Genomic DNA, 25,574 nt, shown 5'->3' with positions numbered 1-25,574 from the left:
GCGGGAGACCGCCCGGACACCGTGCGGGAGACCGCGCGGAGAATCACATACCGCCGTGCCGACGTCCGCGAAGACCCGGTTCGGGAGCCGCACCACACGCGGGGCAGCCGGTCTTCCGGCTGCCCCGCGTGCTTGCGTTCCCCGTTTTCCAGCGAAGCGAGGGCCAAGGGTGGCAATCTGCTGAGAAGTAGATACGCACAGCTACATAGCCGGAGGTGCCGTTTCCGTGCCGTCCACCGTCAATCCCACCGTCAGGCGACGTCGGTTGGGCCAGGAATTGCGCCGCCTGCGCGAGCTCAAGGGCATGACCGCCGAAGAGGTCGCCGACCGCCTGCTGGTCTCCCAGTCGAAGATCAGCCGACTGGAGAACGGCCGTCGTTCCATCAGCCAGCGTGACGTCCGCGACCTCTGCGGGGTCTACGAGGTCGAGGACCACCGCATCGTCGACTCCCTCATGCAGATGGCGAAGGACTCGCGCCAGCAGGGCTGGTGGCACGCGTTCGGCGACATCCCGTACAGCGTCTACATCGGCCTGGAGACCGACGCGGAGTCGCTGCGCGGATACGAGCCCCAGGTCATCCCGGGGCTGCTCCAGACGCGGGCGTACTCCGAGGCGTTGATCACGGGTGCCCTCCCGGAGGCGCCGCCGGCGGACATCGAGAAGCGGGTGAACGTCCGGGCCCGCCGCCAGGACCGGATCAACGATCCCGAACGCCCGTTGCGCCTGTGGGTCGTCATAGACGAATCCGCGCTGCACCGGACGGTCGGCGGCAAGCAGGTGATGATCGAGCAGCTGGAGCACCTGGTGGCCTGCTCGAAGCTGCCGCACGTGACCGTGCAGGTCCTGCCGTTCGACATGGGCGCGCACCCGGGCATCAACGGGCAGTACGCCATCCTGGAGTTCCCGGACACGGCCGATTCCAGCGTGGTCTACATCGAGGGCGTCACCAGCGACCTCTACCTGGAGAAGGCGAACGACGTGCAGCGGTACAGCGTCATGTACGAGCACCTCCGCGCCCAGGCGCTCAACGTGGAGCAGAGCCGCCACTTCATCGGCGAGATCGCGAAGAAGTACACCGACTGACCGGGGGGCGAAACCGGGTCAACACCCCTGCTGGGGAAGGCGCGATCCGGTTGCCCCGCCATAGCGGGTCATGTGCGACATGCAGCGATGTGGCGTGAGGGGCGACGGCACGATACACCGTCGCCACCTCATCGGGTAAGGGTTCATTGGCAATTGCCATCCGGTTGAGTGAACGGCAATTTCAGCCGGGGGAGTTGGCGAGTAGCGTCGATCACGCCAGCTGAAAGCAGTCTGGTGCGAGGCTCACGATCAACTCATCGAAACCGGAGTGAACATGGCTATCATCCAGGGTGCTACGGACATGTGGACCAAGTCCTCGTACTCCGGCGGCAACGGCGCCTGCGTCGAGGTCAAGTCCCCCGTCGCGCTCTCCATCGCGGTCCGCGACTCGAAGGTGACCGAGGGCCCCTCGATCGCCTTCGTGCCCGGCGCGTGGAACGCGTTCGTCCGGGACGTCGCGGAGCGCACGCTCGACGTCTGAGCCCGGTGAATTCCGCCGGCCCGCTCCCGTGCCGCTCATCCGGCCCTCTCGACCGGCCCGCCGTCCTGGCCGAGAGGGCTCGGCAGCACCCGCTCCGTACGGGGTGACCGAGCGGTACGCGCGCATCACCGGTACGCCGCGAGGCGGCCGGGGCCTCTCATCCGCCCCGGCCGCACCGGGCGGCGTACGAACCTCGCCGTACGGCACGAACCGTCGGCGCACTCGGGTGGGAACCGGCCACCGTCCCGGCTCTGCTCCGGCATCGCCGGATGTCGACCGACCAAGTTCCCCCCTCCTCGACCGCACGGGACCCGCATCCCGTGCGGTCTTGCCGTGTGCGCGCCGCACGCGGAGCGGGAGCCCTTTCCCGGGCCCGCACACCCGCGGCGGGACCGCGAGGACGTGACGGCGGTGGCGTTTCCCGGCGGTGCGTTCGCGAACCCGGTTGCCCCGGAGCCCGATGGACGCCCGCCCGCCGCCGATTCCCGTCTCCGCACGGGCCGTTCACCGCGTCGCGCGTCTCGCGTGCGTCGCGCGCATTCGATGTTCCGGACAGCCTGACGAAGTGCCCGCCCATCGTGTGGCCGCCGTCAGGTCCACACAACGCCCCGCAAGGTCAAGAACGAGCAAAATCGTTCGGGTTACTGATTCGCGTTCACACTCATGGACACCGATACCTTGACCGCATACACGCGGAAGCGGTTCAATCCCCCAAGTCCCCGTTACCCGCGCGGGGTACCGCTGAACGGCCGTACTGACGAAGAGCGTTCCCGTTCACAAGGCGGACCCCTGGAGGGGTACATGAACAGTCTCGACTGGACCGTACTCATCGGCTACTTCGGTGTGATGGTCGCGATCGGACTCTGGTCGCACAAGCGCGTGGACACCGTCGGCGACTTCTTCACGGCCGGCGGGAAGATGCCGTGGTGGCTGTCCGGCATCTCGCACCACATGTCGGGGTACAGCGCGGTGATGTTCACCGGCTACGCCGGCATCGCCTACACGTACGGGGTCACTTCCTTCGTCACGTGGTCGCTCCCGATCGCCATCGGCATCTTCATCGGCGCGAAGCTCTTCGCGCCCCGGCTCAACCGGCTGCGCTCGCGCCTGCGGGTCGCGTCGCCGCTGGAGTACCTGAAGAACCGCTACAACGTGGAGACCCAGCAGGCGCTCGCCTGGTCGGGTCTGCTGCTGAAGATCGTGGACGTCGGCGCCAAGTGGGCTGCCATCGCGACCCTGTTGTCGGTGTTCACCGGGCTGACCATCACCCAGGGCATCCTCATCACCGGCGTCATCACCGCCGTCTACTGCACGGTCGGCGGACTGTGGGCCGACGCGCTCACCGAGCTGGGGCAGTTCATCATCCAGCTCTTCGCCGGGCTCGCGATGCTGATCGCGGTGATGGGCAAGCTGGACGGGTTCTCCACCCTGTGGACGGTCTGGGACAAGCTCCCCGACGGTCACGCCGACCCGACCGCCGGTCCGTACACGGTGACCTTCCTGCTCGCGTTCCTCTTCATCAAGACCTTCGAGTACAACGGCGGTATGTGGAACCAGGCCCAGCGGTACATGGCCACCGACTCGGCCCGCTCCGCGACGCGTTCGGCCCGCCTCTCGGCCATCCTGTGGTTCGTCTGGCCGCTGGTGCTGTTCTTCCCGATGTGGTGCGCGCCGCTGCTCGTCCACGCGCAGAAGCCGGACGCCTCGGACAGCTACGCCCTGATGACCGAACAGCTGCTGCCGCACGGCCTGTTGGGCCTGGTCATCGTCGGCTTCTTCTCGCACACGATGGCCATGTGCTCCTCGGACGCCAACGCCATCGCCGCCGTCTTCACCCGCGACATCGTGCCGACCTTCGCGAAGGGCGCGCGCGGCTGGAACGAGCGGGCCGGCCTGATCGCGGCCCGCTGGACCACGATCACCTTCCTCGCGCTGTCGATGGCGGTCGCCACGCAGGTCAGCTCTCCCACGTTCAAGGACATCATCACCGTCGTCATCAAGTGGGTGGCCGGCCTGATGGGTCCGATCGCCATCCCGTTCATGCTCGGCCTGCTGCGTACGTTCCGGAAGTCCGGGCCGACCGCGGCGCTGGTCAGCTGGGCGCTGGGCCTGGTGGCGTTCTGGCTGGTCAACTACCCGATCAACTGGGCGGTGGACGGCGGCGTCCCGCTCCAGTTCCAGGTCTCGGTGCCGCTCGCGGTCTCGCTGGTCCTGTACATCGTGATCGGGTTCGTGAAGCCGGAGGACACCCCGGAGCGCGACGCGGTGCTCACCCGCATCAACGAGGACGGCGACGACGGCTCGGCCGCCGCCTCCCTCCCCGCCCAGGGCGGCCCGGCCGCGGACGCCGCTCCGATCCGGGACTGAGCCCCGGCGGCGTTCCCCGGGGCGCGCGTACGGGCCGACGGGCCGGTACCGCCCGGTTCGACACCGGGCGGTACCGGCCCGTCGGCGTTCCGGGAGTTACGCCTCGCCGGTGAACATGCGGAGCAGGCCCTGCGGCGCGTGCTCGCCGAACATCGCCCCGTGGAGGTCGGTGGCGTCGACGGCCTCCGCCGCGCTGCGGGGGAACAGCTCCCGCTCGTAGGCGGCGAGCGCGGCCTCGACGTCGCCGGGGTGCGCGGCGAGGGCCTTGCCGAGTTCGGCGCCGTCCAGCATGGCCAGGTTGGCGCCCTCGCCGGACGGGATCATGAGGTGGGCGGCGTCGCCCAGCAGGGTCACCCCGGGCACGCGGTCCCACCGGTGCTCGTCGGGCAGGCTGAAGAGCGGGCGCAGCACCGGTGCGGTCTCCCCGTCGGTGATCAGCGCGGTGAGTTCCGGGGCCCAGCCGCCGAACTCGGCGGCGATCCGTGCGGTGGCCGTGGCGGGGTCGGTGAAGTCGACGCCGGCGAACCACTCCTGCGGCCTGCTGAGCGCCACGTAGGTGTGCAGGGTGCCGTTGGTCTCCCGGTGGGCCTGGATGCCCTTGCCGGGCACGAGCGCGCACATCGCCCCGGCGCCGACCGCCTTCGCGGCGGCGGGGTGCCGGACGTCGGCGTCGTGGAGGTAGGTCTCGACGTACGACATGCCGGAGTACGCGGGTACGGCGTCGGAGAGCAGCGGGCGGACCCGCGACCAGGCGCCGTCCGCGCCGACCAGCAGGCCGGTGGTGACGGTGGTGCCGTCGGCGAAGGCGACTTCGTGGGTGCCGTCGCCGAGGGTGCGTACGCCGCTCACCTTGTGGCCCCACCGGACGGTCCCGGCGGGCAGCGAGTCGAGCAGCATCCGGCGCAGCTCTCCGCGGAGCGCCTCGGGACGGCCGCCCGTACCGTCGTCGGGCTCGTCCAGGAGCACGGCGCCGTCCGTGTCGAGGACGCGGGTCGCCTGGTGGCCCTCCAGGACGATGGCGCGGAACGCCTCCTCCAGACCCGCCTCGCGGAGTGCCGGGAGGCCGTTGTGGTCGTGGATGTCGAGCAGGCCGCCCTGGGTGCGGGCGGTCGGGGACGCCTCGGCCTCGTGGACGGTGGAGGGGATGCCGTGGACGTGCAGGACGCGGGCGAGCGTGAGGCCGCCGAGTCCGGCTCCGACGATCGTGACGTGGGTGCGGGGGGTGGTGCTCATGGTGACTCCTCCTTCGGGGTGCGGCGCGGGGGCGGTGCGGGACTTTCGAGGTCCGGTCGTACTGGCCCGGGCATGCCGCGGCCGACACTTTGGAACGCTGTTCCATCACCATGTTGGAACAGCGTTCCAGTCATGTCAAAATGGCTCCATGACCACCACAGGGCCGCGCAGGTCACCGCGACGCACGGAGGCGCTCTCCCGGGAGCGCATCGTCCGGGCGTCCATCGAGCTGCTCGACACGGCCGGCGAGGGCGGGCTGACGTTCCGGGCGCTGTCCGAGCGCCTGGCGACCGGCCCGGGGGCGATCTACCACCACGTGGCGAACAAGGACGAGCTCCTCGGCGCCTCCATCGAGGCGGTCGTCACCGCCGCCGTGACCGTGGAGCGGCCCGGAGCGCAGGGCTCACCCGAGGCCGCGGTCCGCGCCGTCGCCCTCGGCCTGTTCGACGCCACCGAGGCGCACCCGTGGCTCGCACCCCAGCTCGCCGCCCGGCTCTCCCGCGGTCACTGGGGGACGGTGGCGCCCCGGATCTTCGAGAGTCTCGGCCGGCAGGTCCAGGCCCTGGGCGTGCCCGAGGGCGGCTGGTTCACGGCGACCTCGGCGCTGATGCACTACGTGCTGGGCGCCGCCGGGCAGAACGCCACGAACACCGAGGCCGCCCGCACGCTCGATCCGGACACGACCCGCACCGAGTTCCTCGACGCGGCGTCCACGGCCTGGGAGGGGCTCGACCCCGACGACTACCCGTTCTCCCGGGCCGTCGCGGACCAGATGCGGGACCACGACGACCGCGAGCAGTTCCTCGCCGGGGTCGACCTCATGCTCGCGGGCATCACCGCGCTCCACCGGCCGGCCGGCCCGGGCGGTGACCGGCGGTGATCACACCGCCGGCCACCACGCCCGCCGGCGACGACCGGTCTCCGGCGCAGCCCCAGAAGCAGAGGCCCGCCGGGCGCCCCGCGCCGTCGTAAACGATCGTGCCGACGCACAGCCCCCGGCGGGCCGCCCGGCGGGTTCAGCGTCCCGCCGCCACCTCACGTACCGCCGCCATCGCCTCGCGCACCGCCTCCGGGATGTCGGTCACCGGGAAGCGCGCCTGACGCACCACGCGTTCGCGGTCCAGTACCAGCACGGCCCGCTTCAGCCGCAGCGCCTGCCCGGCGCGGAACACCGGCAGCCGCAGAGCGGCGGCCAGGCGCAGGTCGACGTCCGAGAGCAGGGTGAAGGGGAGGCCCTCCTCCACCGCGAACACCCGCTGTTCTTCGGGGCGTTGGGTACTCACCCCGCGCACTTCGGCGCCCGCCGCGCGGAAGTCGTCGTAGGCGTCCCGGAACAGCCGGTTCTCCAGCGTGCAGCCGGCGGTCCCGGGGATGTCGGCCCACCCGTCCGGCAGCGGGCCGGGGCGGCCCGTCGCCGGGTAGCAGAACAGGACGGTGGCCGCGGCCCCGGCGACCGGGTCCACCGGCTCACCGTCCCGGTGTCCCGGCAGTTCGAGGTGCGGCAGACGCTCGCCCACCAGGCCCGCCACCCGCAGCGCCTCGGCGCTCTCCTCGCCGGCCGTGCCGCTCAGCGAGCCGTCGCCGAGCAGCCAGCGGTCCGCCCAGTCCTGCATCGAGAGCAGCACCGGCAGCAGCCCCCGGCCGCTCTCGGTCAGCCGGTACTCGTACCGCACCGGGGCGCTCAGGTACGGAACCTTCTCCAGGACCTCCGCCTCCACCAGGTGCGCGAGGCGCTCGGCCAGCACCTTCCGGGAGATCCCCAACTCCGCCTGGAGCGCGTCGAATCTGTGGTGTCCGCGCGCGGTCTCCCGCACCAGGAGCAGGCTCCACCAGTCGCCGACCACCGCCGCCGCCTGCGCGATCGCGCAGGCCGCGTCCCGTTCGGGCACCGCCCTGACCATGGCTCTCCTGTCCTGCGCCTACGGCGTCCAGTCTCTGGATCAATCTTGCGTCATTCGGTCAGTTCCGGATAGAAACTAACTCCGACCAGCTAAGTTCCCATAAGAGACTTACCGGAGTGCGCAGGATGAGCGAAACGAACGAGACATCGACGGTCCGGAAGCCCGATCGCCGCGCCACCCTCGACGCGGCCTCGCCCCCGGCCGTCTTCTGGCGCTACTGGGCCGCCGCCACCGTCAGCGACGCGGGCACCGCCGTCACGGCCCTCGCTCTGCCGCTGATCGCCCTCACGGTCCTCGACGCCACCGCGCTCCAGGCCGCCCTGCTCGCCGCCGCCGGGCAGGTCTCCTGGCTGCTGCTCAGCCTCCCGGCCGGAGTGATCGCCCAGCGCGTCCCGCTGCGCCGCCTCCAGGTCGTCCTCGACGTCGTACGGTTCGTGGCGGTCGGGTCCCTCCCGCTCGCCTGGTGGCTCGACCGGCTCAGCTACCCGCACCTGCTGCTGGCCGCGCTGGTCACCGGCGCGGCGACCGTCCTCTTCGACATCGGGAACTCGACCTTTCTGCCCGCCGTCGTCCCGGCCCGGCAGCTCGCCGACCGCAACAGCCTGATTTCGGGCACGCACGCCGTCACCGAGACCGCGGGGCCGTCCGCGGGCGGCCTCCTGGTGCACGCCGCGGGTCCGGTCGGCGCGCTCCTGGTGGACGCGGCCAGCTACCTGCTCTCCGCCGTGCTGCTGCGCACGCTTCCCGAGCGCCGCCCGGGCGCCCGCACAGGCGACAGCGCGTTCAGGCTGATGCGCGAGGGCTGGACGTACGTGACGCGGCACCCGGTGATGCTGCCCTGCATGCTCTGGGCCACCACCACCAACTTCGTCTGCGCGGCGCTGGTCGCCCTCACGCCCGTCTACCTGGTCCGTGACGCCGGGCTGACGCCCGTCCAGCTCGGCCTGGTGCTCGCGGCGGACGGGGTCGGCTCGCTCGTCGGCGCCGCGGTCGCGGTCCGGCTGACCCGGCGCTTCGGCACCGCCCGCGCGATCGTCGCGGCCACCCTGGCCGGTGGCATCAGCGCCCTGCTGATCCCGCTGACCACGTCGGCGGGCGACGCGTACTGGTTCGCCCTGGGCAACGCCGGATTCGCCTTCGGCGTCGTCATCGGGTCGATCACCACGCGCACCCACCGCCAGACCCAGTCGCCGCCCGAGCTCCTCTCCCGCGTCATGGCCACCGTCCGTTTCGTCTCCTGGGGTGCCCAGCCGCTCGGCGCCCTCGGCGCGGGCCTGCTCGCCACGTACGCGGGGACGCACGCGGCCCTGTGGACGGTGTGCGCCGCCGCGCTCCTGCCCCCGCTCCACCTGCTCACCGTCCCGGTGGGCCGCCGCCGGAACCTGGTCTGACGCCGGCCCCGGCGGGGCCCGCTCGCCGCACGGCGCCAACCGTCGTCCGGGACCCGCTCGCCGCCCGGCGCCGCGCTCGGACGGCAGGCACGCATGGCACGCATGGCGCGGAGGTGAGCCGCGGTGGCCGTGTCCGTCAGTTCCCGTCGCGCGCCCGGAGCGCGTCCAGGACGAGGTCGAGGACCCGGCCGGTCCGGTCGGGGGTGCCGTCGTCGGCCACCGGGTGGAAGACGCCGAAGACCAGGGTGGTGACGTCGCCGGGCTCGACGTCCGCGCGGAGGGTGCCCGCGCCCACGCCGGCCGCGAGGAGTTCCGCTATCGCCCCGGTCAGGCGTTCCCGGGTGGCCGGGGTGGCGATGGCTCCGGAGGCCCAGCCCGCGCGGAGGGTGCCCAGCAACCCGCGCTTGGCCGCGACGAACGCGGCGTACCGGTCCATCCAGACGCGCAGCGCGACCTCGGGCGGGAACTCCGCGAGCAGGCCGGGGGCACTGTCGGCGACGGCGTCGAGTTCGGCCGCGAAGACGGCCTCCACCAGCGCCTCGCGGGTGGAGAAGTGCCGGTAGAGCGTGCCGATGCCGACACCGGCCGCGCGGGCGACGGTCTCCAGCGGGACGGTGTCGTCGGCCGCCGCGAACGCCGAGCGGGCGGCTTCGACCAGCTTCTCGCGGTTGCGCCGCGCGTCGGCACGGGCGGGGCGGGCTTCCCCGGAAGCGGGGGGCCGTACGCCGGGTGCGTCGGGTTTTTCAGGTGCTTCGGGTGTCATCAAAACGGAGGACCCTCCGGTAGTGCTACAGTCGATTTAACGGAGGTTCCTCCGTTTATTCATCCTCTCACGAGACAGGGATGACCTCATGGCGACCACAGACACCACCACCACGGCCACCGGCGCCCTCCGAGCGGGAGGGGCGGGCCGGATCGGCGCCCGCACCGTCTCCCGCGTCGGCTTCGGCGCCATGCAGCTCCCCCGTCTCCGGGACGACCGCGCCGCCGCCCTCGCGCTCGTGCGCCGGGCGGTCGAGCTCGGCGTCGACCACATCGACACCGCCCAGTTCTACGGGGACGGCTTCGCCAACGACGTGATCCGCGAGGCCCTCCGGCCCGAGGACGGGGTCCTCGTCGTCAGCAAGGTCGGCGCGACGCCCCACTCCGGCGGCCCCCACCCGTTGCGCCTCGCCCAGCGGCCCGAGGAGCTGCGGGCCTCGGTCGAGGACAACCTGAAGAGCCTCGGCCTCGACCGGATTCCGCTGGTCAATCTGCGCCGCGCCGAACGCGGCCCCGGGCTGATGGCCGAGGGCGATCAGATCGTCGACATCGACGACCAGCTCGCCACCATGACCGCACTGCGCGACGAGGGCAAGATCGAGTCGATCGGCATCAGCCACGTCGGCATGGCGGAGCTGCGCCGCGCGCTCCCGGTGGGCCTGGACTGCGTGCAGAACGCGTACAGCCTGGTCGCCCGCGACGACGAGGAGATGCTCCGGCTCTGCGTCGCCGAAGACATCGCGTGGGTGCCGTACTTCCCGCTCGGCAGCGCCTTCCCCGGCATGCCGAAGGTGACCGACGAGCCCGCCGTCCTCGCCGTCGCCGAGTCGCTGGACCGCACCCCGGCCCAGGTCGGCCTGGCCTGGCTGCTGCACCACGCCCCGAACGTGCTGCTCATCCCCGGCACGGCCGACGCCGGACACCTGGCGGCGAACGTGGCGGCCGGCGCGATCACCCTCGACGCCTCGGCCCTCGGGGCACTGGACGCGGTCCCGACGCGCCCGGGGGACATCGTCGGGTAGCGGACCCGCCCCACCCGCGCACCTAAGGAACGAGGTCGGACCATGTCTCTCGACGAGGCCGAACGCCGCCGCACGAGCGAGGAGTTGAGGAGCAACCTGACCCTGTCGGGCCTCACCGTCGAGGAGGCCGCCGCGGACCTGGGCGTCACGCCGGAGCGGGTGCGGCGGATGCTCGGCGTCACCGAAGGGGCCGGCCCGGCGGAGGTCTGGCAACTGCGCGACTACCTGGACCAGGCCGTACGGGACGCGGGCGGGCGCCCCGTTCCCTTCACCGTGCTGACGGATCGCGCCCGCCACCTGGCCCGCGTGTGGTTCACGCTGCCGCAGGCCCCGCGCCACGACTTCACCCCCCGGTGACGGGCCGCCGGGCTCCGGACGGAGCCCGGCCCCACCCCGCATGACCCGACCATGACCCGGCCATGACCCCCATTCTTATACCGGTAAAGTTAGAACGGTATAGTTATTGGACGCATGCGAGAGGTCCCCCATGATCGAAATCCTGAACTCCGCGCGGCTCGAACGGGCGAAGGACTCCGGCGCGCTGGTCGGAAACATCCTGCACGCGCTGAAGCAGCGCAGCACGGTCGGTACGAACCTGCTGGACATCGACCGGTGGGCCAAGGAGATGATCACCGAGGCGGGGGCGCAGTCCTGCTACGTCGACTACGCGCCCTCCTTCGGACGCGGCCCGTTCGGGCACTACATCTGCACGGCCGTCAACGACGCGGTGCTCCATGGGCGGCCGCACGACTACACGCTGGCGGACGGGGACCTGCTGACCCTCGACCTCGCCGTGGCCAAGGGCGGGGTGGCCGCGGACGCCGCGATCAGCTTCCTGGTGGGCAAGGCCAGGCCGGCGGAGAGCGTCGCGATGATCGAGACGACCGAACGCGCACTCGCCGCCGGGATCGCCGCCGCGGGGCCCGGGGCGCGCGTCGGCGACCTCTCCCACGCCATCGGCACCGTCCTCGGCGAGGCGGGCTACCCGGTCAACACCGAGTTCGGCGGCCACGGCATCGGCTCGACCATGCACCAGGACCCCCACGTCGCGAACACCGGACGGCCCGGCCGCGGATACAAGCTGCGCCCCGGACTGCTGCTCGCCCTGGAGCCCTGGATCATGGCCGACACCGCCACCCTCGTCACCGACGCCGACGGCTGGACGCTGCGCAGCGCGACGGGCTGCCGGACCGCGCACACCGAGCACACCATCGCCATCACCGACGACGGGGCCGAAATCCTCACCCTGCCCACACAGCCACGACCGTAGGAGGGCGCCGCGACGAGCGGCCCCGCGGCGAGGGCGACCGAGCGCCACGTGCGGCACGTGCGGCACGTCACCCGTCCCGCCCACTCCCCGCCCCTTGCCGCGCCGACCCACCCCGCTCTACCTTACTTTTCAGTAAGTTTACTGCGGAGTAAGGGGTTTGGCGTGGGCGCCTACCGCACGGTCATGGTCGGTACGGACGGTTCGGAGTCGTCGCTGGCGGCGGTCGAGAGGGCGGCCCGGCTCGCCGCCGACAGCGCGGCCGAACTCGTCATAGCGTGCGCGTACGTCCCGATGCGCGGGCATGAACTCATCTCCGCTCAGGACAAGTTGGGTGCGGAGGCGTACCAGGTGGTGGGCTCGGCGCCGGCCGAGTCCACCCTGCGGATCGCAAGGGACCGGGCACGGGCGCAGGGCGCGGACGAGGTGCGCACGGTCGCGGTGGAGGACGAGCCGGTCGCCGCGCTCACCCGGGTGGCCCGGGAGACCTCGGCCGATCTGCTGGTCGTCGGCAACCGGGGGCTGCGCTCGCTCGCCGGACGCATCCTCGGCTCCGTACCGGCCGACATCGCCCGCAAGGCCCCACTCGACGTGCTGATCGTGCACACCACGTGAGCGCGGCCGGAAGGGCCGGGAGAGCCGACGCACCCGATCCGTCAGCCCTCGACGGCCCGACGGACGCCGACAGCCCGGCAGGCACCGACAGCCCGGCGGACCTCGGCAGCCCCGAGGACGGGGCGTCCGGGCTCTTCGGCATCGCCGAACTCGCCCCCGCGATCGAGGAGGTGCTGCTCGGCGGCGGTCGCGTCTGGACGCGGCAGGAGATGGCCGAGCGGTCCGGGGTGGGGGCCGGGCGCACCGCGCAGATCTGGCGGGCGCTCGGCTTCCCGATGGTCGAGGAGGACGCGAGGGTCTTCACCGACGCCGACGTCGAGGCGCTCCGCGCGGGGGAACGGCTCATCGCGGCCGGGCTCATCACCGAGGAGAGCGAGATCATGATGGCCCGCGCCCTGGGCCACCACCTGTCCCGGCTGGCCGAGTGGGAGGTGCACACGCTCTGGTCCTGGATCAACCGGGAGTCGGAATTCACTCTGGACGGCGGCACGTTGATGGTGCATGCCGCCGCGCTGCTGCCGGAGATGGAGCAGTTGCAGCAGCACGTGTGGCGCCGGCACCTCGCGGCGTACGCGGAACGCGTCCTCGCCGAGGCGCAGGAGGCGACGCAGGCGGCGCAGGAGGCGCCCGGCGGGCCCGGGCGGGACGAGCCGTTGCCGGACCACGAGGGCGCCGACGTCCGCGACCGGGCGGTGGGCTTCACCGACATGGTCGGCTACACCCGGATGACCCGCGGCCTCGGGAACGCCGAACTGGTCCGCGTACTCGACCTGTTCGAGGGCCTCACCGGTGACGTGGTCGCCGAGGGCCGGGGACGGGTCGTCAAGACCATCGGCGACGAGGTGCTCTTCGTCTGCGAGTCGGCGTCCGAGGCCGCCGACATCGCCCTGGAGCTCACCGCCCGCGCCGGTGCGGAATCCCGGCTGCCGCAGGTACGGACCGGGCTCGCCCACGGAGCCGTACTCAGCCGCTTCGGCGACGTCTACGGCGCGGCCGTGAACATCGCCGCCCGGCTCACCGCCGTGGCCCGCCCCGACACCGTGCTCGTCAACACCGAACTGGCCGGGGAGCTTTCGGGCCTGCCCGGGTACGAACTCCGTTCGCTGCGGCCCGTATCGGTGCGCGGATACAGCAGGCTGCGGCCGGTGCTGCTGCGGCCGGGGCGCACCCACGGGCGGCCCGGGGGCGACTGACGGTCCGACGCGGCCCGGTACCGGCACCGCCGCTTCACGCCCTCGGGTAGCGGGCGAGCCAACCAGGCGAGACAGCAGTGGCGTTGTGCAGGGCCGGGCCCTGCGTCATCTCCATCGCGAAGTCGTCGGCCAGTTCGAGGAGGGTGGCCCGGCCCTCGATCTCGGCGAGCCAGGACGGCGGCAGCGCCGTCTCCCCGTGCAGCGCGCCCAGCAGGGCCCCGCAGACCGCCGCGGTGGGCGAGGACGGACCCCCGTGGTTCACGGCCAGCCGGAGCCCGTGGCGCACGTCCTCGCCGACGAGCGCGCAGTACAGCCCCACCGCGAGCACCTCCTCCGCCGAGTCCTCCGAACCCAGCGACTCGATCAGCGCGGGCCCCGGAATTCCCTGTCGTACGGCTCCGAGGGACCTGCGCAACGCCTCGGTGACGGGCTCGTGGCCCGGGCGTTCCGCGAGCAGCGCCAGCGCCCGCTGCACCGAACCGTCCAGGGTGTCCCGCCGGGCCAGCCCGTGCATCACCACCGCGAAGGCCCCGGCGGCCAGTTGGGCCGTCGAGTGCCCATGGCTCTGCGCCGCGCACTCCACGGCGAGCTGGCACACCAACTGCGGCTCCCACCCCACGAGCAGCCCGAACGGCGCGGACCGGGTCAGCGCGGCGGAATCCCGCGCCTCCGGGTTCCTGGGGCGCTCCAGGGTGCCCATCGTGGTGTCGCCGAAGCCGTGCAGACACGCCCGTGCGGGCGCGCGACGGGCGTACAGCCACTCCTCGCGCGCGAGCCAGCCGTCCCCCTCGCGCCGCTCGTCCGGCCCCCAGTCCCGCTGCGTCGCCGCCCACCGCAGATGGGCCCGGTACACGTCGGTCGGCGGGTGCCAGGCCCCGGTGTCGCGCCGCACCTGGGCCCGTATCAGCCCGTCCACGGTGAACAGGGTCAGCTGGGTGACGGCCGTGACCCCGCCCCGCCGCCCGTCCACCGGCACGAAGTCCGCGACACCACCCACCCCGTGGGCCTCCCGGATCTCCTCCAGCGTCAACGGAGTGACCCCGGCCCCGAGGGCGTCCCCGAGCGCCGCGCCCAGCAGCGCCCCCCGTACCCGGCTGCGGAAGTCCTGCTGCTCCACACGGCCCCAGACAGCTGTGGTCCCGATGGTCATCCGGCCAGTCCCCCTACCGTCGGTACGGCTCCGCCAGCACTGTAATAGAACGGGAACGACTGATTCAGGGCTGGAACGGAATGTACGGAGTAGCTCTGGAGATCACTTTTGAACGGCATTCATCAGGGTTTTCCCGGACGGACGGATCACCGGGCCGGGTTCTCGCCAGGTTCTTCGGACCCGCCCTCCGCAGGCCCCTCCTCGGGTCCCTCCTTGAGCTCGCCCTCGGGTTCCTCCGAGGGCTCCTCCGCCTCCGGCCGCCGGGAGCCGTACCGCCGGGGCCCCGGACTCACCCCGCCGACGATCCACGCGAACGGCGGCCGGCCCTCCCGGCACTCCGCCACCAGCAGCGCGTCCCGCAACGCGTCGGCGGTCGCCTTGAGCGCGAACCGCACGGCCGCCTCCCCGGCCACCTCGTCGGCCAGCACCTCCCGCGCCCCGGCGAGCACGTCCTCCCCGCACGCGACGAGATCGGCCTCCACCTCGTCGGCCAGCCGCGACATCCGGCTGTCGGGGTCGTCGGTGCTGAGGTAACACCGCCTGCCCTCGGGTGAGTTCCAGGGCAGCAGACGGAACTGGGAATCGGCCATGACATGTGCCTCGCAGACGTAGTGACTCGGGGTGACTTCCATCGAGTGATGCTCACCGATCGTGACTCGATGATCACCGCCACGCCCTACGCTCGGAAGCAGCACACGATTGCCCGCACACAGGACAACGGGAGGCCCACGATGACCGAACCGGCCGACGTGGACGAGGAGTCGGGACGCGCCGCGCTCGGACGGACGCTGCGCTACCTCCGGGAGAAGGCGGGGAAATCCCTCGGCCAACTCGCCGAGGAGACCCGCTACGACAAGAGCTACCTGTACAGACTGGAGGTCGGCCAACGGCTGTCGAAGCTGGAGGTGATGGCGGACCTGGACCGGTACTACGAGAGCGGGGAGCTGCTCCAGGGATTATGGAAGGTCGCCCGGAGGGAAGTCTTCAAGGACAAGTACAAGGAGTTCATGCGACTGGAGCCGACGGCTCGGATCATGCACAAGTTCACCCTCGGGATTCCGGGTCTGCTGCAGACCGAAGCCGTCTGCCGCTCCGTCCTCTCCGGTTCCCAGGAAGCGGACGCCGAGACCGACCTGGTGGAAGAGCAGGTGGTAGCGCGGATGGGACGCCAACAACTGCTCCACCGCACCCCGGGCCCATCAGTCCGGATCATCATGGACGAGTACGCACTCAGGCGATCCGTCCCAGATACCAAGGACTGGCAAGAGCAGCTTCTTCAGCTCATCGAGCTGGCCGACTTGCCGTCGATGACCCTTCAGGTCTTGCCCTTTGCCGCAGGTGCACACCACTTGATGGACGGCTCGCTGACACTTCTCTGGCAGGAAGACGGCAGTGCCGTTGTCTACACCGAAGGCAATGGGTGCGCCGAACTGATGGAGGATTCGGTGTCCGTGATGCGCTACCGCCTGTCCTACGATCGCCTGCGGGATCTGGCGTTGCCCCCGTCCGATTCCACCGCGTTCATCAGGGGCGTCCTGGAGGAGCACCGACAGTGAGCCGTATCGCAGAGATCTCCAGCGCACAGTGGCGCAAGTCCACCTACAGCGACGGCGGTGACAACAACTGCCTCGAAGTCGGAGACGGATTCCCCGGCCTCGTCCCCGTACGTGACAGCAAGAACCCCACCGGGCCCGCGCTCCTCATCAGCACCACCGCATGGACCGAGTTCGTCGCCTTCGCTGTCCGACGATGAGGCACTGGGGCGCAGGACATGGCCTCGTACTCGTCTCTCCGCCTGCGGCCCCGGGTCATGGACCGGCTCGGGGCTGAGGCTTGCCCGAGGGGCTTGAGAGCTCCCCACGAATCAGGGCAGACCGCTCGGGACGTCACCGCGTGCGCGCCCCGCGATCCGTAATCCGGTTGCGCGTCCCAGCCTCCCCGGTAGTGTGCCCCTCCATGTCCACGGAACTGCAACGCCCCCCGCTTCAGGCGGACGAACGCACAGCGATCATCGGCTGGTTGGACCTCCAGCGGCAGATCCTGCGCTGGAAGTGCGAGGGGATCAGCGAGGAGGACGCGCACCGTTCCGTCGTCCCGACCTCACCGCTCATGACGATGGCCGGTCTCATCTCCCACATGCGCTGGACCGAGCACATGTGGCTGGAGGTGCTGTTCCTCGGCGGTGACGAGAAGCAGAACCCGGCGTTCGACGAGTCGAGCGAGGCCGTCGACTGGGTCACCGACGGCCGCCCCCTGGCAGAACTCCTCGCGGAGTACGAGGCCCAGTGCGCGCGCAGCAATGAGATCGTCGCCGCGGCCTCCCTGGACGACGTCGGCCTGCACACCGGCTTCTACTCCGGCGGCGCCAACCTCCGCTGGATGCTGATCCACCTGGTCGAGGAGACCGGACGCCACGCGGGGCACGCGGACATCGTCCGGGAGCTGCTCGACGGCACCAAGGGCTACTACTGAGCCGTCCGCCCCCGTTCAGCCGTCCGAACCGGGCCCTGTCGCTTCCAGCGCCGCGGCAAGGGCCCGCTGCCTGACTTCGCCGAACAACTGGATCATGACAGCGGCCAGGACATCGTTCCTGCCGATGGTCCGCCCGTCTCCCGTCCGGGTGGACAGGGCCCGGACGAACTCCGGCACCGTCTCCGGCACGGTCTCCGGCACCGACTCCGTCACCGTCTCCGTCTCCGGCACCGACTCCGTCACGGACTCCGAGATGGACGAGCGCGGGTCGGACGGTTCGCCCGGCGTCGTCAGCGCGACCGTGCCGAACCGTTTGATCCCGCCTTCCCGGACGACCATGGCCGCGTCCCGGGCGAGGTCCGTCAGGAATGCGCTCGCTATCCCGTCCAGATCGCGGACCATCGCCTGGACGGCTGCCGCGCCCCGTTCGCGCAGCAGCTTCCTGATCCCGGCCTCGAACCTGTGGGCGCCCGCCACGGCGCTCGGCTTGCCGGACCCGCTGCCCCCGGGTGCCTGCACGGGGACGCCCTCCGCGTCGCACACGACGCCGGTCAGCCCCTTGAACGTAGGACTGTGCTGGTACCAGCCGACTCCCACCTCCAGCTCGACGTCCCGGTCGATGGCGGTCACGAGGTCCTGGGGAAGCAGCTTCTTCCGGGCCCCCTCCGCCGCCGCACGGAGCGCCCCGTCGATGAGGCCCGTCAGTACGGTCCGCGTCGCCGACGCGGCAGCCCGAGCCGCCGACCGGGAGACGTTCAGCGGGGTGACGTCCCTGAACACCGCTTTGACGAGGGGGAGGTCGAACGCCGGACCGTCCACGTCCGCAGCCGACGCGGACGCGGACGCGGCCCCGGCGCGCTCGGGACGTACGGGATCTGAGGGACGTACAGGATCTTCGAGATCTACGGGACGTACGGGATCTGCGGGCATCGGAAAGGACGCTCCCTGCTGTCGGTACTCATCCGCCGGTCGGCAGAGCCGGGTAGTCCGTGTAACCCGTCGCCCCGCCGACGTACATCATGTACGCGTCCCGCACCTGGTTGACCGGTGCCCCGGTACGCAGCCGGTGGACCAGGTCCGGGTTGGCGAGGAAGGGGCGGCCGAGGGCGATGAGGTCGGCCCCGGCGGCGAGGAGGCGTTCGCTCGCGGCGAGGCCGCCGTCCTCGGGGATGCGGTCCTCCGGGAGCACCGGGTTGGCGATCAGGGTGCCGGGCCAGTCCTTGCGGATGCGCTGGAAGACGGGCCGGTCGGGGTCCGCGTACCCGATGTGCAGGTAGGCGATCCCGCTGCCCGCCAGGGCGGCGACGAGGGCGGGGTAGATCTCCTCGGTGTCGCCCTCCTCGATGCTGTTGACCGTGTTGCCGGGCGAGACCCGCAGCCCGACCCGTTCGGGGCCGATCTCCTCGGCGACGGCCCGGACCACCTCGGCGACGAACCGGACGCGGTTGCCGACCGGTCCTCCGTAGGCGTCGGTGCGGCGGTTGGTGTTCTGCGACAGGAACTGGTGCAGCAAGTGCCCGTTGGCGCTGTGCACTTCGACCCCTTCGAAGCCCGCCTCCACGGCGCGGCGCGCGGCGGAGGCGAAGTCGGCGACGTGGTCCTCGATGTCCTGGATGCTCATCTCGCGCGGAACGGGGGCCTGTTGCTTCCCGGCGGGCGTGTGGAGGGTCTCGGGGAGCGCCACCGGCGAGGGGGCGACCGGGGTGAAGCCGCTGGTGTCGGGGTGGCCGACGCGTCCGCCGTGCTGGAGCTGGAGGAACATCTGCCCGCCCGCCGCGCGTACCGCGTCGGTGACCAGGCGCCATCCGGCGACGTGGTCGGGGCGGTGGATGGCGGTGATGTTGGGGTACGTCTGCCCGACCGCGTTCGGGGTGGACGCCTCGGCGATGATCAGGCCGGCCGTGGCGCGCTGGGCGTAGTAGGTGGCCATCAGCGGGGTGGGGACGCCGTCGGCGGTGGCGCGATTACGGGTCAGCGGGGCCATCACGAGACGGTTCGGCAGGCGGAGCGTGCCGAGGTCGGCGGGGTCGAAGACCGTACGGGAGGCGGGTCCGGCCCCCAGCGGGGAACCGGGTGCGGACGGCTGGGCGGAAGCGGGTGCGTTCGTCATGCCGGGAGGGTAGGAATTGACACTGGTGTCAGGTTCAAGCCCGGATTCCGGGTCGGCGGGAGGGGCGGAAGAGATGCGGATCGGTGAACTGGCCCGGCGTACGGGCGTGAGCGAGCGTTCCCTGCGCTACTACGAGCAGCAGGGCCTGCTGGCCTCGGACCGTACACTCGGCGGGCACCGCGAGTACCCCGAAGGCGCGGTCGACCGGGTCATCCGCATCCAGGAGTTCTACGCGGCCGGGCTGTGCAGCTCGAAGATCTACGAACTCCTGCCCTGCGTACGGGACTCGGACGGCGGGCCGTCCGCCGTCGCCACGCCCCGCCTGGTCAGCGACCTCGGCGTGGAGCGCGAGCGGATCGACCGGAAGATCACCGAACTGCTGCGTTCCCGCGAGGTGTTGGACGAGGTGATCGCCACGGCGAAGGAGCAGTCCCCGCCGTCGTCCGCCGGGGACGCCGTCGCGTAGTCCCGGCCCTGGAGGCCGGGCTCCCGTCGGGTGTCGCAGTCCCGTTCGGCGCCCCGGTCGTCGGTCGGCCGGGGCAACCCGGACGGCACCCCCTCAGGCCCCCGCGACCGACCCGCCCGCAGCGGCGCCGTCCCCGAGGGAGGTCCACGCCGGCGCGGCGCCGACCAGCGAGTCGAGGCGTTCCAGGCGCTGGGCGGTGGCGGCGTCGTCGGGCGTCATGACGATGATCCGCTCGCCCCGCCCCCGGTCCAGCCACAGGCTCTGGAACTGGACGTCGAGGGCGCCGACGCGCGGGGACCGGTAGTGGCGCAACTGGTTCCGGTCGGCGCCGACTTCGTACGACTCCCAGTGCCGCACGAAGTCCGGCGACTCCTGGCGCAGCCGGGTGATCAGCGCGTTCCAGCGGGCGTCGTCGCGGTGTTCCGGCTGGCGGGCGCGGAGCCTCGCGGTCATGTCGCGGAGGACGGTCTCCTCGTCGACCAGGCTGTTGCGCCAGCTCGGCTCGGTGAACATCAGCCACGCGCAGTTGCGTTCCTCGACCGGGTACGCGTCGAGGTCGGCGAAGAGGTACCGGTAGGTGCGGTTGGCCGCGACCAGGTCGTAGCAGTCGGTCTGCACGGCGGCCGGATACGGCAGCAACTTCGCCAGGACGGCGGTGTGTTCGGGGCGCAGGTCCATGGGCGGGCCCGGCTCGGTGTCCGTGCCCCGGCCCGCGAGCACCATCAGGTGCCGGTGCTCGGCGGCGTCCAGGCGCAGGACGCGCGCCACCGCCTCCAGGACCTGGTCGGAGGCGTTCTTGGCCCTCCCCTGCTCCAGCCACGTGTACCAGGTGACCCCCACACCGGCGAGCTGCGCGACCTCCTCGCGCCGCAGACCGGGCGTGCGGCGCCGGCCGCTCGCGGGCAGGCCCACGTCACCGGGGGTGACACGGGCACGGCGGGCACGCAGGAAGGCGCCGAGGGCGTCGCGGTCGGGCGTCGATGAGGTCACCACCCCAGTGTCGGGCCTCGGGGCCGGTGGATCCAGGTAGTAGTGGTACCCCGATAAGCAGGCTCCTGGTACCAGGATGGCGCGAGGCGCACAGTCTGGTCATGACCCTCACGACCGCACCGTCCGCCCCGGCCCCTGCCCCGCACACCGCACGAGCCGTCCCCGTCACCACCACCGCCCTCGGGCCCGCCCCGCACGCCGTGGCACCGCCCCCGGCGCGTGCCCTCACCGGCGCCGGACTCGCCGCCCTGCTCGTGGCCTTCCTGCCCGTGAACATGACGTTCGGCTCGGTCAACCTGCTCGAACCCGCGATCACCGGGGACCTCGGCGTGACGGCGTCGGGCGGGCAGCTCGTGCTCTCCGCGTACACCACGGCGTTCGCCGCGACCCTCGTCGTCGCGGGGCGCCTGGGCGACCGGTTCGGACGGCGGCGGCTGCTCGCGGCCGGGGTCGGCGCGTTCGGCGTGGCCTCCGTGCTCGCCGCCCTCGCGCCGAACCTGGTCACCCTCGTCGTACTGCGCGCCGTGCTCGGCGTGGCCGCCGGCCTGTTCACCCCCCAGGTCCTCTCCACCATCCAGTCCACGGCGCCCGCGAAGCTGCGGGCGCTGGGCGTCACGCTCTTCGCCGCCGTCGGCGGCATCGCGACCGTCGCCGGGCAACTCCTCGCGGGCGCCGTGTCCCAGGCCGCCGGTGACCACTGGGGCTGGCGGCTCGTACAGATACTCACCGGGGCGATCGGCGCGGCCGCGCTGCTCGCCCTGCGCACCGTGCCCGAGTCACGCTCGACGGCACCGCTCACGCTCGACCTGCGCGGCGCCGCCCTCCTCGGCGCGGGCCTGCTCCTCGTCGTGGTGCCCCTGACCCTCGGCACCTCCGCGGGCGGCCCGGCCCCGGTTCTCGCGATGCTGGCCGCGGCCGGTGCGGTGCTCACCGCCTTCGCCCGCTCGCAGCGCGCCGCCGAACGCCGCGGCGAGCTGCCCGTCGTCCCGCCGAGCGTGCTGCGCACCCCGGCCGTGCGGCAGGGCCTGATCATGTCGCTGCTGTTCTTCACCGGGTACGGCGCCTTCCTGTACGAGTTCTCGGCGCTCGCCCAGGGCGCGTTCGGCGTGGACGCCTGGCACACCGTCGTCCTGCTGCTCGGGTTCGGCGCGGGGTTCATCGTCACCGCCCTCGCCCTGCCGGCCGTGGAACGCCGCACCGGACGCTGGACGATGACGGGTGCGGCCATCGGGCAGACGGCGGTGCTCGTGGGCCTCGCCGTCGCCGTGAACGGCACCCACGGCCACACCCCGGCGGCCCTGCAGCCGCTCCTGATCGCGCTCGGCGTCACCCAGGCCCTGATGTACGGGCCGGTCCTGCGCACGGTCCTCTCCCGCACCCCGACCTGGGCGGCGGGCGTCGCCGGCGGGCTCTTCACCACCCTGCAGCAGCTCGGCCTCGGCCTGGGCGTCGCACTCCTGGGCGGCCTCTTCCACGCCGTGGCCGACGCGACGGCGGACGGTTCCGCCGCCGCCGGGCTGCCCCGCGGTTTCGCCGTCGCCGTGGCCGTACAGGCCGCTCTGTCGCTGGCCTTCGCCTTCTTCGCCACCCGTATCGCCCGGGGCGGGACCGGTCAGCCGGAAACGGCCTGAGACCGCCCGCCCGCCACGACCCGGCCCAGGTCGCCCGGCATCGCCTCCGCCTCGCGGGCGGCGGTCAGGGCGGCCGGGTCGAGGTGGGCGGTGACCACCTCGCGCCGGTCCGGCCCGGCTTCGGTCAGCAGCCGCCCGTCCGGGGCCCACACACCCGGCCGGTAGACCTCGCGCTCGGTCGTGAAGAGGTGCTGCTTGTCGTAACGAGTGACCATCTCCCCGTCCGCCCCGATGACCGGCGCGGATACGTACAACTCCCCCGCCTCGTGGAACGCGGCGCCCACCACGGCGACCGTGCCGGTCTCCCGGCAGGCGTCGGCGAGCGGCAGGCGGTCCTTCGGAGGCCGCCGGGCCACAGGGCCACAACGAGGGCGCAACGGATGGGTGGAGTCGCCGCAGCCCGTCGCGGCTCGTGCCTAACGTCGGCGTACAGGGGGAAGCGGTACGCGCGCGGCCCTGGACGGGGGGAGTTCCATGCGTACGACCATGTCCTGGTCCGCGATCCGGCGTGGTGCCGGTGCCTTGGCGGCCACCGCGGCCCTGGCGGCGACCTCGGGGTGCACCGTGCCCATCGATGCCGTCGCCGGTATCTCCATGAGCAGGGACGGCCATCTGCTCGGCGCCATCATGGTCTGCGGCCACCACATCGACGGCGCGACCCTCTACACGCACACGGAGACGGTCTCCGGCGACTCCGACGACTCGGGCGGGAGCAGGACGGTCGGTTCATGGACCGCCGACACCCCGCTCGAGGCAGGACTCACCACCTGGTCGCTCGACTCGCCCTCCCCCGGCTGGACCGCGACGACACCTCTCGAACCGCTGGCCGCCGGGACCACCTACATCCTGTACGGCTGGACCGAGGACAACTCCTGGTCGGCGGCCGGCGCCTCTTTCACCGTGGCCGACCGGGACCGGCTCGCCCCGGGATCGGTCCTCCGCGCGTCCGTCACGAAACCCGGCGAAACGATCAGCTTCACCTCTCCCCTGGCGGAGTTCAAAGCCAATGCCTGCGACAGGAACGAAGCCGACGGGCGGGAGGGCGGAGTGTGGGCCCGGGGACGGGCGGGGACGGGCGGGGAGAGCCGGTGAACGGCGCGGCCGAATCGACGTGGACCACCGGTCGCCGGCCGCCCGGGGCAAGCGGCCGGCCCGAGGACGCCCAGCAGCCCGAGGACGCCCAGCAGGAGGCCCCGCACGTCCTCGTTCGGCACACCCGCGTCCACCGTCCCACTGCTCGGGAACCGCTGCACAAAGCCTTTCAGGGACACCGCAGTTGTTCGTAGGCTGCCCCCCATGACGACCCGAGCCGCCACCCCCGCCCTCGCCGCACGCGCCGCCTCGGTCGGCGCCTCGCCCGTACGCGAGATCCTCGCGCTGACCGCGCGGCCGGAGGTCATCTCGTTCGCGGGCGGGCTTCCCGCGCCCGAGCTGTTCGACGCGGGGGAGATCCGGGCGGCCTACGACCACGTGCTGGCCGAGGACGCGGCGCGGGTCCTCCAGTACTCGGTGACGGACGGCGATCCGGGGCTGCGGGCGGCCGTCGCCGCCCGGTACTCCGCGCGGGGGCTGCCGACCCGGGCGGAGGACCTGTTGGTGACCACCGGGTCGCAGCAGGCGCTGACCATGATCACCACGGCCCTGCTGGAGCCCGGCGACACCGTCCTCGTCGAAGACCCCACGTACCTCGCGGCGTTGCAGTGCTTCGCCTTCGCGGGGGCACGGGTCCTGCCGGTGCCGTGCGACGACGAGGGCATCGACCCGGTGGCGCTCGCGGAACTCGTCGAACGGGAACGGCCCAAGCTGCTCTACACCATCCCCACCTTCCAGAACCCGACCGGGCGCACCCTCCCGCTCGCCCGCCGGCAGGCCGTCGCCGAGGTGGCGCAGCGGCTCGGCCTGTGGATCGTCGAGGACGACCCGTACGGCGAGCTGCGTTACGAGGGCGAGCACCTGCCGTGGATCTCCTCGCTGGACGCCGCCGCCGACCGCACGGTCCTGCTCGGCACCTTCTCCAAGGTGATGTCCCCCGGCATGCGCCTCGGCCATCTCCGTGCGCCCGCCGCGCTGCGCCGGGCCTGCGTGATCGTCAAGCAGGCCGCCGACCTGCACTGCTCCGCCGTGGACCAGGCGGCCGCCGCCCGCTACCTGGAGGTCTCCGACCTCGACGCCCACGTGGGCCGGGTCCGTGCCGCGTACCGCGAGCGCCGGAACGCCCTGCTCGACGGCCTGCCGGCCGCCCTCCCGCAAGGCAGCACCTGGAACCGGCCGGACGGCGGGATGTTCGTCTGGGTCCGGCTGCCCGACGGCCACGACGCGACCGCCCTGCTGCCGAAGGCGATCGCCCACGAGGTGGCGTATGTCCCCGGCGCCCCCTTCTACGCCGGGACCCCCGACCCGGCCGCGCTGCGGATGTCCTTCACCACCCACACCCCGGACGAGATCCGCGAGGGGCTGCTGCGGCTGGGCAAGGCACTGGGCGCGACGGGGGCATCGGAGTCGGCATCGGAGTCGGCACCGGCATCACAGCCCGTCGCGCACGCCTGAGCCCGCCGCCGTCCCCGTACCCCCACCGCGCGAGCGAAGGGGGTACGGGGACGGCGGCGCCGCGCGGGTGAGGCGGTACGGGGCGGGAGCGCCTCAGACGGCGCTCGGCTGCGGCGATACGGCCAGGCTCTGCTTGACCTGCCGGGTCACCTCGTCGGCGACGATCTCGGGCAGGCCCGTCTCGATGCCGTGCAGGGCCTGGGCCGCGACGTCCGCGGCGGCGGTCTTCCGGTCGGCGGGGACGGCGGCGGCCATGTCGGTGTCCATGTAGCCCACGTGCAGCGCCGAGACGGCGATGCCGCGCGGCGCGAGCTCGTCGCGGGTCGCACCGGTCAGCGCCCAGGCGGCGGCCTTGGAGGCGGCGTAGGAGCCGACTCCGCCGGGGTGCATCCAGGACAGGACGGACAGGACGTTGAGCACGGCGCCGCCGCCGTTGCCCTCGATGACCGGGGCGAAGGCCCGGGTCGTGGCGAGCGGGCCGAAGAAGTTGGTCTCCATCTCCCGGCGCACCTCGTCCAGGTCGCCGCCGATCAGCGCCGCGCCGGTGAGGACGCCCGCGTTGTTGATCAGCAGCGTCGCGTCGGACGCGATACGGGCGGCTTCCTCGACCGACGCGTGGTCCGTGACGTCCAGCCGCAGGGGGGTGACGCCGGGCAGGTCGATCAGCTCGGGCCGCCGGGCCGCCGCGTACACCTTCGCGCCGCGCTCCACGAGCTGGGCGGCCAGGTGCCGCCCGAGGCCCCGGTTGGCGCCGGTGACGACCGCGACCGCGTTCTTGAGTTCCATGTGTCTGCTCCCGGCCCTCGCGGGCGCCCTCCGGCCACCCACTCCGATTAGATTATTCCCATAATCTAAACACCGTTCTACGATAGATGCCAGTCGACATCCAAAA

Annotated in this window: 27 protein-coding genes; 17 read left to right on the top strand and 10 right to left on the bottom strand. The window is 72.3% G+C overall.

Annotated elements, in window-relative coordinates; genetic code table 11:
• Nucleotides 1-226 precede the first annotated feature (226 nt).
• The 3 genes from OG599_RS19915 (at nt 227) to OG599_RS19905 (ending at nt 3,932) form a co-directional block, all read left to right on the top strand.
• Nucleotides 227-1,084 (top strand): helix-turn-helix domain-containing protein, encoded by an 858-nt coding sequence (locus OG599_RS19915; RefSeq protein ID WP_327177325.1) that lies wholly within the window; start codon nt 227-229, stop codon nt 1,082-1,084.
• Nucleotides 1,085-1,358: 274 nt separating this feature from the next.
• Nucleotides 1,359-1,565, top strand: coding sequence for a DUF397 domain-containing protein (locus tag OG599_RS19910; protein WP_327177324.1), 207 nt, complete (start codon nt 1,359-1,361; stop codon nt 1,563-1,565).
• Nucleotides 1,566-2,366: 801 nt separating this feature from the next.
• Nucleotides 2,367-3,932: a sodium:solute symporter family protein gene (locus OG599_RS19905; RefSeq protein WP_327177323.1), complete on the top strand. Its 1,566-nt coding sequence runs from the start codon at nt 2,367-2,369 to the stop codon at nt 3,930-3,932.
• Between the two features lie 96 nt (nt 3,933-4,028).
• Here the strand turns inward: OG599_RS19905 and OG599_RS19900 are convergent, their stop codons facing one another.
• Nucleotides 4,029-5,165 (bottom strand): FAD-dependent oxidoreductase, encoded by a 1,137-nt coding sequence (locus tag OG599_RS19900; RefSeq protein WP_327177322.1) that lies wholly within the window; start codon nt 5,163-5,165, stop codon nt 4,029-4,031.
• A 148-nt stretch (nt 5,166-5,313) separates the two neighbouring features.
• Between OG599_RS19900 and OG599_RS19895 the strand changes: the two genes are divergently transcribed.
• Nucleotides 5,314-6,045 (top strand): TetR/AcrR family transcriptional regulator, encoded by a 732-nt coding sequence (locus OG599_RS19895; RefSeq protein WP_327177321.1) that lies wholly within the window; start codon nt 5,314-5,316, stop codon nt 6,043-6,045.
• A gap of 136 nt (nt 6,046-6,181) precedes the next feature.
• Here the strand turns inward: OG599_RS19895 and OG599_RS19890 are convergent, their stop codons facing one another.
• Nucleotides 6,182-7,066, bottom strand: a complete 885-nt coding sequence (locus tag OG599_RS19890) for a winged helix-turn-helix transcriptional regulator (RefSeq protein ID WP_327177320.1) — start codon at nt 7,064-7,066, stop codon at nt 6,182-6,184.
• A gap of 125 nt (nt 7,067-7,191) precedes the next feature.
• Here OG599_RS19890 and OG599_RS19885 point away from each other — a divergent pair, with 125 nt between their 5' ends.
• Nucleotides 7,192-8,457: an MFS transporter gene (locus OG599_RS19885; RefSeq protein ID WP_327177319.1), complete on the top strand. Its 1,266-nt coding sequence runs from the start codon at nt 7,192-7,194 to the stop codon at nt 8,455-8,457.
• Nucleotides 8,458-8,593: 136 nt separating this feature from the next.
• On the opposite strand, the gene OG599_RS19880 is transcribed toward OG599_RS19885, so the two are convergent.
• The gene (locus tag OG599_RS19880) at nt 8,594-9,220 is read right to left on the bottom strand and encodes a TetR/AcrR family transcriptional regulator (protein ID WP_327177318.1); all 627 of its coding nucleotides are present in this window, start codon (nt 9,218-9,220) and stop codon (nt 8,594-8,596) included.
• A gap of 88 nt (nt 9,221-9,308) precedes the next feature.
• On the opposite strand from OG599_RS19880, the gene OG599_RS19875 reads away from it, so the two are divergent.
• From OG599_RS19875 to OG599_RS19855, 5 genes are all read left to right on the top strand, one after another.
• The gene (locus OG599_RS19875; protein WP_327177317.1) at nt 9,309-10,241 is read left to right on the top strand and encodes an aldo/keto reductase; all 933 of its coding nucleotides are present in this window, start codon (nt 9,309-9,311) and stop codon (nt 10,239-10,241) included.
• 42 nt (nt 10,242-10,283) lie between these two features.
• Nucleotides 10,284-10,598, top strand: a complete 315-nt coding sequence (locus OG599_RS19870) for a DUF2316 family protein (protein ID WP_327177316.1) — start codon at nt 10,284-10,286, stop codon at nt 10,596-10,598.
• Nucleotides 10,599-10,728: 130 nt separating this feature from the next.
• On the top strand, nt 10,729-11,511 hold the full coding sequence (gene map / locus OG599_RS19865; protein ID WP_327177315.1) for a type I methionyl aminopeptidase: 783 nt from the start codon (nt 10,729-10,731) through the stop codon (nt 11,509-11,511).
• A 162-nt stretch (nt 11,512-11,673) separates the two neighbouring features.
• The gene (locus OG599_RS19860) at nt 11,674-12,123 is read left to right on the top strand and encodes a universal stress protein (protein ID WP_327177314.1); all 450 of its coding nucleotides are present in this window, start codon (nt 11,674-11,676) and stop codon (nt 12,121-12,123) included.
• Between the two features lie 140 nt (nt 12,124-12,263).
• Nucleotides 12,264-13,316, top strand: a complete 1,053-nt coding sequence (locus tag OG599_RS19855; RefSeq protein WP_327180105.1) for an adenylate/guanylate cyclase domain-containing protein — start codon at nt 12,264-12,266, stop codon at nt 13,314-13,316.
• A gap of 34 nt (nt 13,317-13,350) precedes the next feature.
• Here the strand turns inward: OG599_RS19855 and OG599_RS19850 are convergent, their stop codons facing one another.
• Together OG599_RS19850 and OG599_RS19845 are read right to left on the bottom strand one after the other, a co-directional pair.
• Nucleotides 13,351-14,466 carry an ADP-ribosylglycohydrolase family protein gene (locus OG599_RS19850; protein WP_327177313.1) on the bottom strand — a complete coding sequence of 372 codons (1,116 nt, stop codon included), beginning with the start codon at nt 14,464-14,466 and terminating at the stop codon, nt 13,351-13,353.
• Nucleotides 14,467-14,612: 146 nt separating this feature from the next.
• Nucleotides 14,613-15,098: a hypothetical protein gene (locus OG599_RS19845; protein ID WP_327177312.1), complete on the bottom strand. Its 486-nt coding sequence runs from the start codon at nt 15,096-15,098 to the stop codon at nt 14,613-14,615.
• Between the two features lie 99 nt (nt 15,099-15,197).
• On the opposite strand from OG599_RS19845, the gene OG599_RS19840 reads away from it, so the two are divergent.
• The 3 genes from OG599_RS19840 (at nt 15,198) to OG599_RS19830 (ending at nt 16,938) form a co-directional block, all read left to right on the top strand.
• Nucleotides 15,198-16,022, top strand: coding sequence for a helix-turn-helix domain-containing protein (locus OG599_RS19840; RefSeq protein ID WP_327180104.1), 825 nt, complete (start codon nt 15,198-15,200; stop codon nt 16,020-16,022).
• Complete coding sequence (locus OG599_RS19835; RefSeq protein ID WP_327177311.1) at nt 16,019-16,219, top strand: DUF397 domain-containing protein; 201 nt, start codon at nt 16,019-16,021, stop codon at nt 16,217-16,219. The genes OG599_RS19840 and OG599_RS19835 overlap by 4 nt, the downstream gene beginning before the upstream one ends.
• A 203-nt stretch (nt 16,220-16,422) precedes the next feature.
• On the top strand, nt 16,423-16,938 hold the full coding sequence (locus OG599_RS19830) for a DinB family protein (RefSeq protein WP_327177310.1): 516 nt from the start codon (nt 16,423-16,425) through the stop codon (nt 16,936-16,938).
• 15 nt (nt 16,939-16,953) lie between these two features.
• Here OG599_RS19830 and OG599_RS19825 read toward each other — a convergent pair whose 3' ends face one another.
• Together OG599_RS19825 and OG599_RS19820 are read right to left on the bottom strand one after the other, a co-directional pair.
• A complete protein-coding gene (locus OG599_RS19825) occupies nt 16,954-17,868 on the bottom strand; it encodes a hypothetical protein (protein WP_442809466.1) in 915 nt (304 codons plus the stop codon).
• Between the two features lie 28 nt (nt 17,869-17,896).
• Entirely contained in the window at nt 17,897-19,048 is a 1,152-nt protein-coding gene (locus OG599_RS19820) for an alkene reductase (RefSeq protein WP_327177308.1), read from the bottom strand.
• Between the two features lie 73 nt (nt 19,049-19,121).
• Between OG599_RS19820 and OG599_RS19815 the strand changes: the two genes are divergently transcribed.
• Entirely contained in the window at nt 19,122-19,514 is a 393-nt protein-coding gene (locus OG599_RS19815; RefSeq protein WP_327177307.1) for a MerR family transcriptional regulator, read from the top strand.
• Nucleotides 19,515-19,607: 93 nt separating this feature from the next.
• On the opposite strand, the gene OG599_RS19810 is transcribed toward OG599_RS19815, so the two are convergent.
• Nucleotides 19,608-20,504, bottom strand: coding sequence for a helix-turn-helix transcriptional regulator (locus OG599_RS19810; RefSeq protein ID WP_327177306.1), 897 nt, complete (start codon nt 20,502-20,504; stop codon nt 19,608-19,610).
• Between the two features lie 101 nt (nt 20,505-20,605).
• Here OG599_RS19810 and OG599_RS19805 point away from each other — a divergent pair, with 101 nt between their 5' ends.
• Entirely contained in the window at nt 20,606-22,135 is a 1,530-nt protein-coding gene (locus OG599_RS19805; protein ID WP_327177305.1) for an MFS transporter, read from the top strand.
• Here the strand turns inward: OG599_RS19805 and OG599_RS19800 are convergent.
• Nucleotides 22,117-22,491 carry a nitrilase-related carbon-nitrogen hydrolase gene (locus OG599_RS19800; protein ID WP_327177304.1) on the bottom strand — a complete coding sequence of 125 codons (375 nt, stop codon included), beginning with the start codon at nt 22,489-22,491 and terminating at the stop codon, nt 22,117-22,119. The two genes, OG599_RS19805 and OG599_RS19800, sit on opposite strands and share 19 nt — an antisense overlap.
• A gap of 118 nt (nt 22,492-22,609) precedes the next feature.
• Here OG599_RS19800 and OG599_RS19795 point away from each other — a divergent pair, with 118 nt between their 5' ends.
• Together OG599_RS19795 and OG599_RS19790 are read left to right on the top strand one after the other, a co-directional pair.
• Nucleotides 22,610-23,227, top strand: a complete 618-nt coding sequence (locus OG599_RS19795; protein ID WP_327177303.1) for a hypothetical protein — start codon at nt 22,610-22,612, stop codon at nt 23,225-23,227.
• A 204-nt stretch (nt 23,228-23,431) separates the two neighbouring features.
• A complete protein-coding gene (locus OG599_RS19790) occupies nt 23,432-24,682 on the top strand; it encodes an aminotransferase-like domain-containing protein (protein WP_327177302.1) in 1,251 nt (416 codons plus the stop codon).
• Between the two features lie 93 nt (nt 24,683-24,775).
• Here the strand turns inward: OG599_RS19790 and OG599_RS19785 are convergent, their stop codons facing one another.
• A complete protein-coding gene (locus OG599_RS19785; RefSeq protein ID WP_327177301.1) occupies nt 24,776-25,468 on the bottom strand; it encodes an SDR family oxidoreductase in 693 nt (230 codons plus the stop codon).
• Between the last annotated feature and the right edge of the window lie 106 nt (nt 25,469-25,574).

The sequence above is a fragment of the Streptomyces sp. NBC_01335 genome, from assembly GCF_035953295.1.
Classification (GTDB): Bacteria; Actinomycetota; Actinomycetes; order Streptomycetales; family Streptomycetaceae; genus Streptomyces.
The sequence above is the reverse complement of the archived record's forward strand: the minus strand, read 5'-3'. Positions and strand labels throughout refer to the sequence as shown.

Coding starts and splice junctions, on each gene's coding strand:
- OG599_RS19830 (WP_327177310.1), top strand. CDS start 16,423: ATGTCCACGGAACTGCAACGCCCCCCGCTTCAGGCGGACGAACGCACA.
- OG599_RS19890 (WP_327177320.1), bottom strand. CDS start 7,066: ATGGTCAGGGCGGTGCCCGAACGGGACGCGGCCTGCGCGATCGCGCAG.
- OG599_RS19850 (WP_327177313.1), bottom strand. CDS start 14,466: ATGACCATCGGGACCACAGCTGTCTGGGGCCGTGTGGAGCAGCAGGAC.
- OG599_RS19900 (WP_327177322.1), bottom strand. CDS start 5,165: ATGAGCACCACCCCCCGCACCCACGTCACGATCGTCGGAGCCGGACTC.
- OG599_RS19825 (WP_442809466.1), bottom strand. CDS start 17,868: ATGCCCGCAGATCCCGTACGTCCCGTAGATCTCGAAGATCCTGTACGT.
- OG599_RS19815 (WP_327177307.1), top strand. CDS start 19,122: ATGCGGATCGGTGAACTGGCCCGGCGTACGGGCGTGAGCGAGCGTTCC.
- OG599_RS19910 (WP_327177324.1), top strand. CDS start 1,359: ATGGCTATCATCCAGGGTGCTACGGACATGTGGACCAAGTCCTCGTAC.
- OG599_RS19895 (WP_327177321.1), top strand. CDS start 5,314: ATGACCACCACAGGGCCGCGCAGGTCACCGCGACGCACGGAGGCGCTC.
- OG599_RS19790 (WP_327177302.1), top strand. CDS start 23,432: ATGACGACCCGAGCCGCCACCCCCGCCCTCGCCGCACGCGCCGCCTCG.
- OG599_RS19875 (WP_327177317.1), top strand. CDS start 9,309: ATGGCGACCACAGACACCACCACCACGGCCACCGGCGCCCTCCGAGCG.
- OG599_RS19885 (WP_327177319.1), top strand. CDS start 7,192: ATGAGCGAAACGAACGAGACATCGACGGTCCGGAAGCCCGATCGCCGC.
- OG599_RS19905 (WP_327177323.1), top strand. CDS start 2,367: ATGAACAGTCTCGACTGGACCGTACTCATCGGCTACTTCGGTGTGATG.
- OG599_RS19795 (WP_327177303.1), top strand. CDS start 22,610: ATGCGTACGACCATGTCCTGGTCCGCGATCCGGCGTGGTGCCGGTGCC.
- OG599_RS19840 (WP_327180104.1), top strand. CDS start 15,198: ATGACCGAACCGGCCGACGTGGACGAGGAGTCGGGACGCGCCGCGCTC.
- OG599_RS19805 (WP_327177305.1), top strand. CDS start 20,606: ATGACCCTCACGACCGCACCGTCCGCCCCGGCCCCTGCCCCGCACACC.
- OG599_RS19845 (WP_327177312.1), bottom strand. CDS start 15,098: ATGGAAGTCACCCCGAGTCACTACGTCTGCGAGGCACATGTCATGGCC.
- OG599_RS19820 (WP_327177308.1), bottom strand. CDS start 19,048: ATGACGAACGCACCCGCTTCCGCCCAGCCGTCCGCACCCGGTTCCCCG.
- OG599_RS19880 (WP_327177318.1), bottom strand. CDS start 9,220: ATGACACCCGAAGCACCTGAAAAACCCGACGCACCCGGCGTACGGCCC.
- OG599_RS19870 (WP_327177316.1), top strand. CDS start 10,284: ATGTCTCTCGACGAGGCCGAACGCCGCCGCACGAGCGAGGAGTTGAGG.
- map (WP_327177315.1), top strand. CDS start 10,729: ATGATCGAAATCCTGAACTCCGCGCGGCTCGAACGGGCGAAGGACTCC.
- OG599_RS19785 (WP_327177301.1), bottom strand. CDS start 25,468: ATGGAACTCAAGAACGCGGTCGCGGTCGTCACCGGCGCCAACCGGGGC.